Source organism: Desulfatiglans sp., assembly GCA_012513605.1.
Classification (GTDB): domain Bacteria; phylum Desulfobacterota; class DSM-4660; order Desulfatiglandales; family HGW-15; genus JAAZBV01.
This window is the reverse complement of sequence record JAAZBV010000108.1, coordinates 22,296-29,597: the sequence shown is the minus strand read 5'-3', so window position 1 is coordinate 29,597 and position 7,302 is coordinate 22,296. Positions and strand designations below refer to the sequence as shown.

Here is a 7,302-nt window from a genome sequence, read left to right as displayed (position 1 = left end):
TATCATGAGTGATGCCCTTCACCCCACAACAAAGGGGTATGAGATCTGGGCAGAGGCAGTAAAGGAGCATATAGAAAAACTGATGAAATAGATTAGGTTAACCCGGAGACCTGTGGTTTCCGGGTTAGCGATGGAGATACGAAAATGCATAACGCCAGTCCGGAAACATTTTTATTATTACTCGTGATTGCCTCTATTCTTGTAACAGCAATATATCCTTTACAGGCATTGGCTGGGGATAGCACTTCCTCTTCTGAAAATGTATCAATTGAGGCCCGTTTGAAAAGCTTGGAAGACCGGGAAGAGATAAGATGTCTATTAATGGATTACGGGCGTTTTCTGGATAAGAGAGATTTTAAATCCTTTTCTGAACTTTTTGCAGAGACAGAAGGGGAATGGATCGGCGGGTTTGGCAGTGCAAAGGGATCAAAGGCAATCTGCGACCTGATGGAAAAAACGATTGGTAAAGATACTTCAATAAGCCAGTCTGTGCATCTGTTTACTAATGAAACGATTCAGGTAAATGGCGACAAAGCAAGTGCTCTAACCAAGTGGGTATTTGTGGTTACCGGTGAATCGGATCGTCCACAACCCTATTTCGTGGGCCATTATGAAGATACCATGATAAGAGAGAAGGGGCGCTGGAAGTTCCAGCGCCGTGTCGTTCATGCAGATATCCCCAGAGATGATAATATAAAAGCAGGTGATAAATAATTATGACAGAATATATACAGGTATTTTCATCAGTTGTTAACCTTGAGACCGCTGAAAAGATCGGCGAAAGTGTTATTGAAAAAAAGCTTGCAGCCATTGTACAGATTACAGGCCCGGTAAAGAGCATGTACATGTGGAACGGGAGGTTACTCAAGGGCGAGGATTGGCGCATTGTTATGAAAACAACCAGGGAACAATATCAAAAACTTGAGGCGGAGATAAAAAGACTTCACCCATATGGTGTACCGGAAATACTCGCCATGCCTGTACTTGAAGGTAACAGGGATTATCTCAACTGGATAAATAAGGAATTAGGTTGAGGTTCATTAAATAACGGGGGGTATTCATCCCTCGTTAACCTTTTGACTGATTAATCTGCATTTCCGCCTCCTGTTATCATTTACATGATAATCTCCCCATGAACAGAAGGATAAAAAAATCTTTTTTTCCACAATATTCACCCTGAAATTAATGCATGTTAAAAAAATAATCTTGACGCTTATAATAAACATATGAGATGTATTACCCGATATTTTCGGTTATTATCAGGGTAATACAAATTATAAATTTATATTGAACGGTTTACTTTGCCATTTTAATGGGGTTTTTAAAAAATGATAAAAAGAATTCTCATGCTGATCTTCTCATGCACAATTTTTGTATCTCCTTCTGTCTTTTCTGAAGAGGTAAAAATCAATCTTCCTGAGACCGAGATTGAAGGCAATTTCGAGGAACAGGATTTCATCGGGCCTATGTTTACTGAAACCAACACAAGCATAAAGGTTACAGAAAAGGGTATAACCGCACAGGGTCCTTCTGCTGCCATGTCACCCCATAAATCAATAACCCTTATGCCATCTGTGAACCAGCAGAGCGTTGATCCATCAGGTATTGCTGACATAAGCAATTACCATGAATCGTTTCGGTTCAGGGGTGTTGAACCGACAGGCGGAGGAAATCCGGGATCACCTGTCAATGTGAAAGATGTCCCGATCAGCGGAAGGCCGGGTGGAGGTATGACAATTTACGACATGGAAAACTTTGAAAGTGTCTCTATTTACAAGGGTGGTGTACCAGCGGATCAGGCCTTTGGGCTCACCAATATTGGCGGCAAGATAGACATGGATATCAAAGGTCCAAAGGAGGCATTCGGTATTAACCTGAAGCAGTCACTTGGCAGCGACAGCTTTACAAGAAGCTTTCTCAGGGTTGATACAGGCCTGTTAGCTGCCGGAACCGGCGGTTTTATTTCCTTTTCTGATGCAGGTGGTGACAAGTGGAAAGGACAGGGGGAATCAGACAGGATTAACGCCATGCTTGGTCTTTCTCAGAAAATAGGGGAAAGGATACAGGTGAATGGCTACGCAATCTATAATGATGCAGATCTCAATACCTACCGCTCACTCAGTTATTCACAGGTGTCTTCCCTCTCAGATTATTATAATTTTGAATATACTAATAGCAGTACAGACTACTACTATTACGGTTACAACAGGAGCGACTTTGAAGACCTGAGCCTGCTTCTTGATATGGAATACAGAATAAGCGATGTGTCGAAATTTAACCTTAAACCCTATTACTGGCAGGATAAGGGTGATTTTTTTGAGACTATCACCATACAAAGCGGCGCAAACCGTGTACGCAACTGGGCTATTGATCATGACATGTACGGCATGCTTGCGCAATACTCCACTGATATGCAGGGTATGAAGGTCGATATGGGTTACTTTTACCTGAAACAGGAGAGACCCGGCCCTCCCACAGCAATGAAGCTATATCAGGTAACAGGCACAGGTCTGCAGTTTGACAGGTGGCAGATACTTTCAGCACCGACAAAGCATGAACAGAACCAGCCGTTTGTTTCCGGAAAATACAGTGTGGGCAATTTTACCCTTGAGGGAGGCCTGAAATATCTGGATTACAAGATGCCCGAAATCAGGACATATATAACGACAGGCATCGGTGATGTAAGTTATAAAACAGCCCTTGGTATGGCCTCTACAGTGGAGCAAAATTCAAGCGCCCGTGAAAAGGATTTTACTGAATTTCTGCCCAATCTCGGGGCAAGTTATATCCTGAGTGATTCATTGAGCAGCTATTTTTCCTATGGACGTAACTATGGGCTTTCCGTACAGCTTTACCCCTATTTTATTTCCCAGAAACAGGGCTTTTACACGGCAGGTATTACCCTTCAGGAGCTCTGGAACAGGCAGGAGCTTGAGATAGCAGATAACTTTGATTTGGGCATGAGGTACATTACCGAAAGACTCTATGTGGTTCCAACAATCTACTATGCAAGGCACAAAAACAAACTTGCCATCTATTATGACGATACATTAAATATCTATTTCCCTGCCTCAAATGCAAAGGCCGAGGCATATGGATTTGAACTGGAGGCTGGGGCTGTGCCGGTTGAACACCTTTCATTATATGGCTCATTTTCATATAACAGGTTTAACTATACTCAGGATCTCCGAAATTCTTCAGGGGCCATTGTCCCGGTTGATGGGGAGCAGGTGCCTGATGCGCCGAAGGTGATGTTCAAGGGGATTGCGTCATACACGCTGGGTGATTTCACTTTTTCAACTATCATGCGATATACAGGAAGCAGGTATGGCGACATTGTCCATAATGAGAAGATAGATACAGCCACTATCTTTGATTTTGAGGTTGGATATAGCAAAGAGGTGAACCGGTTTGGCATGAAAAAACTGGATCTGTCAGTGACATTTAATAACATTTTTGACAAAGAATATATCAGCATTATCAACACAACCGATTACCAGACCCTTGGTTCGACATATATGACTGGAGCGCCCTTTACAGCCTATGTATCTCTCTCAATCTCAATATAGTGATATCGATATCCCCCTGGGCTTAAGCGGCCGGGGGGATACCCATAAGGTGGTACACTTATCAAGATTCATACTTGCCTCGGTGCTACTGCATCTGTTCATTATATTCTGCCTGATAACCCTCAAATTTGAAAACCAGGGCGGGCTTCTTCCCGGTGAAAAGGTGGTAGAGATAAACCTTGTGAGCATGAAGATTGCCTCTCATGCGGGGAGATCTTCTATGCCTGAAAAGAATATAGTCAGTAAGAAACTCGCGTCCCCTCCTGTTATAAGGAAGGAAACAAAGCCTGAAACCATTCCTGAAAAAAAGATAGTAAATCATGCAACCGCAACAAAAGAGATCACACCCCCTGTAAAAAGAGATCAGGCAGTTACATCAGTTAATCCCATGATTATTAAGGATACTGCATACACAGGTGTCACAGACATAAATACAGGGGCTGTTTCACAGACCTTTCCCGGGGGAAATGAGTACCTTGAACAAAATCCTGTAAATACCTCTTACGAATATGGCATGAGTGGTGCTTCATCAGGTGATGGCGCTATCTCACAGGAAAAGCATTATGTGGATGCGAATTTTTACTATGTAAAAGATCTTATTACCAGCAACCTTGTTTATCCGGCGGTCGCGAGAAGAATGAAGTGGCAGGGGACTGTAGAGGTCTCATTCAGGGTGCTTAAGACAGGAAACGTTGAAAACATAAGGGTGTTAACCAGTTCAGGTTACAGCCTGCTGGATAAAAATGTTATTGCTGCTATTAAGAGTGTCCAGCCTTTTCCCCCGCCTCCTGTAGCCGCAGAGTTTACCATGCCAATTAAGTATACCCTGAAACCCTGATCTGTTTACAGCAGGGCAGACATGCCCATATATTATGAATTGCTCAATAGAATAGCATCAAAGATTTATATTATCCTTAACACCCAATATGCGCTAGACTGAGTGACGAATAAGATTATGTTCCTGCTTTACCTCGCTAGCATTCATTCGAATATGAGCAAGGCATGCCTGCCACTCTTTTCCTATGCCATTGTAAACCGCATAACGGTCACGGATAAGGATTCCTTCATAATTGTCTCCAAAATATGTATCCTCTACGCTTTTGGGACAATAGCCTTTCTGGCATATAAAGTAACTGTTTTACCATCCACTTTAGTAGTCAGGTTATGACCTGACATGGAAGGGGACTTTCCGATACTTCCAATCAGGAAATCATCAAGCAAAGCGGTTATTCCCCCTTTAAGTCTCTCCTGCCTGTTTTTGAGTATTTCTAACTTTGACGTACTGCCTCCATTAAATTTAAGTTTTTTCTTACCGCCTCCGGAACGGTTGCTTGATATTTTTTTGTCAGTTTACTCGCTGCTGTTTGCATGTCCTCCCTCATAAAAGGCTTTGGTAATAAGGTAATACTTGCATTATATGATATACAACGCAATTATTAATCATGTTTTGAAAATCAAATACTAGAAAAGGGTTATATCACCAGGCTTTTGGGGGATGGTCTTGACCTTCTTTGTGGTATCAATAAAGTCCTTGCCTTTTTTATTTACATTGATAATTGCCTTTCTTCTTTTTAATAATGTCCTGCCGGTATCAGTATGAAATAAAATTTTGCGGGAAAAACGTCCTCCTGTGTCCTGGGCAACAAGTTTAATCCCATCAAGTTCTAAAAATCTGATGACAAAATCAGTATTCTTTATGCCTTGCTGGTTTTTTTGATCGAAATTAAACATGTTTCCACCCCCAAAAACCTTGGCAATAAGGCGGGAACGAACTGCCCCAAGCCCTACCATTTCGTTAATCAGGAGTTCCATGGCATTTATTCCATAGCGGGCATTATAATCATATGAAGACCGCACCTCTCCTGAATACAATATATGATTCATACCGCCTATCCTTGTAACCGGGTCATAAAAACATACTGAAACACAGGAGCCAAGTATAGTTTGAATAATCACAGGGTCTTTGCTGGCAAAATATTGACCGATATGAAGGTAAATAATGGATTTCACAATGGTATACTTATCCGATACAATTTTAAACCTTAAATCCTTTATCGGCAGCGCGTGGCTTAATCTGGAAACATATTTATTATATTTTATAGGTTATCCGGACTAGCAAGCTTTGGTATATAACAGTGAAATAGGGGACATCCTATAATCCTTCTGTCAAGATAATAAATAATCTTTTTAAAAACAATGATATATAAATTTCTCCAGTATTTGGATAAACCTCGAGATTCAGGGCTCTCCCTGAATCAGGGTAATGCAGGAAGAGGCAAAAGTACCCTGAAGGTTGTCCCTTTTCCTGGCATACTTTCAACCTTGATAGTGCCGTTGTGCGCCTCTATTATGCCCTTGACTATTGATAACCCCAGGCCTGTTCCCATAACCTTTCTGGTTTTGGGGTCTTTTACCCTGTAGAATTTATCAAATATCTTGGGTATCTCTGACGCAGGAATACCCACACCAGTGTCTGACACCATGATCTCCAGAAGATGGTTCAGGCAGCGCGCCTTAACAGTAACAAGACCTCCCTCAGGTGAGTAGTTGATTGCATTGGTCAAAAGATTATTGATTACCTCCGCAATCCTCTCAGGATCAACCTGAACAGGTTTGAGGTTGGTTAATTCATGTTTAAGGGTGATACCACTCGCCTTTGCCCGCTGTTCAAGAAGGGCAATTGTATCAAGTATTATCTTTCCTATGTCGGTTTGAGTATGATGATGCTCCTGTTTTTCAGACTCTATCTTCGCCATATCAAGGAGGTCATTGATCATATCAAGAAGCTGATCCAGCTTCTCCCTGCCTCTTTCAAGAAATTGTGCCTGCTTTTCGTTGAGTGGCCCTGCAAGACCTTCCAGAAGCACACTGTTCTGCTGTTTTATGGCTGCTACAGGGCTCCTCAGTTCATGTGCAACCATATTTACAAAATCCGATTTCATGGCATCGAGTCTCTTGAAGGCTGTAATATCCTCAAGTACTGTAACAGTGCCGACTATAGAGTTGTCAGGGCCATATGCAGGGGCTGAAATCGCCCTGAGTATGTTTTTTTTGAGTTCTATCTCCTGGAAGATGGCCTTTTTTTCAGGCATATCTCCTGACTGGATATCATTAAGCGCCCTTAGCAGATTTACATCCTTGATGATCCCTGTTATGGGCATGGGTGAATCCATATGGTCAGTTATTTCAAGTAGCCTCATGAGCGCAGGATTATAAAGGACAATCTCCATATTCCTGTTTGCCACCATAACGCCATTTGCCATGCAGTTTATAATGGTTTTAAGCCTGCTTTTCTCAAGGGTGAGATCATAGAGGTTGCGGATATTTTCCTCTTCATACTGCCTTGCCTTAAGTTCCAACGCCCTTTTTTCCGATGCCCTTTTTACAGTAAGCAGGAACTGGTCCATCTGAAACGGCTTTGTAATAAAGGAAAAGGCCCCCTTTTTCATGCATTCAACAGCGGTATCTATGGTGACATGGCCCGTGATAATGATCACAGGGATATCAGGATAGAGCCTGTAGGTCTGCTCCAGCACCTCTTCACCGTTCATGACAGGCATTTTAAGATCAAGCAGGATTACATCCACCGGTTCATTTTCAAGAAAGGAGAGGGCCTCCTGACCGTTTTCAACGCACAGCACCTCATATTTGTTATCAGTAAGGATGCGTCGGCAGCCATCCCTTATAACCTTTTCATCATCCACAACAAGTATTCTGATCTGTTTATCCATGA

General features: G+C 42.2%; 7 protein-coding genes and 1 pseudogene. 4 read left to right on the top strand and 4 right to left on the bottom strand.

Features of this window, described 5'->3' with window-relative positions; translation table 11 throughout:
* The first annotated feature begins 144 nt into the window (after positions 1-144).
* The 4 genes from GX654_14905 (at position 145) to GX654_14890 (ending at position 4,407) form a co-directional block, all read left to right on the top strand.
* The gene (locus GX654_14905; protein ID NLD38152.1) at positions 145-714 is read left to right on the top strand and encodes a nuclear transport factor 2 family protein; all 570 of its coding nucleotides are present in this window, start codon (positions 145-147) and stop codon (positions 712-714) included.
* A 2-nt stretch (positions 715-716) separates the two neighbouring features.
* Positions 717-1,034 (top strand): divalent-cation tolerance protein CutA, encoded by a 318-nt coding sequence (locus tag GX654_14900; protein NLD38151.1) that lies wholly within the window; start codon positions 717-719, stop codon positions 1,032-1,034.
* 294 nt (positions 1,035-1,328) lie between these two features.
* Positions 1,329-3,569, top strand: a complete 2,241-nt coding sequence (locus tag GX654_14895; protein ID NLD38150.1) for a TonB-dependent receptor — start codon at positions 1,329-1,331, stop codon at positions 3,567-3,569.
* Entirely contained in the window at positions 3,544-4,407 is an 864-nt protein-coding gene (locus GX654_14890) for an energy transducer TonB (protein NLD38149.1), read from the top strand. The genes GX654_14895 and GX654_14890 overlap by 26 nt, the downstream gene beginning before the upstream one ends.
* Positions 4,408-4,500: 93 nt before the next feature.
* On the opposite strand, the gene GX654_14885 is transcribed toward GX654_14890, so the two are convergent.
* The 4 genes and pseudogenes from GX654_14885 to GX654_14870 all read right to left on the bottom strand — a co-directional run bounded on the left by GX654_14885 (position 4,501) and on the right by GX654_14870 (position 7,300).
* Positions 4,501-4,695, bottom strand: coding sequence for a transposase (locus GX654_14885; GenBank protein ID NLD38148.1), 195 nt, complete (start codon positions 4,693-4,695; stop codon positions 4,501-4,503).
* Between the two features lie 166 nt (positions 4,696-4,861).
* A pseudogene (locus GX654_14880) lies at positions 4,862-4,939 on the bottom strand (AbrB family transcriptional regulator).
* A 91-nt stretch (positions 4,940-5,030) separates the two neighbouring features.
* Positions 5,031-5,579 (bottom strand): chemotaxis protein CheD, encoded by a 549-nt coding sequence (locus GX654_14875; protein ID NLD38147.1) that lies wholly within the window; start codon positions 5,577-5,579, stop codon positions 5,031-5,033.
* Between the two features lie 245 nt (positions 5,580-5,824).
* The gene (locus tag GX654_14870) at positions 5,825-7,300 is read right to left on the bottom strand and encodes a response regulator (protein ID NLD38146.1); all 1,476 of its coding nucleotides are present in this window, start codon (positions 7,298-7,300) and stop codon (positions 5,825-5,827) included.
* Positions 7,301-7,302: the final 2 nt, after the last annotated feature.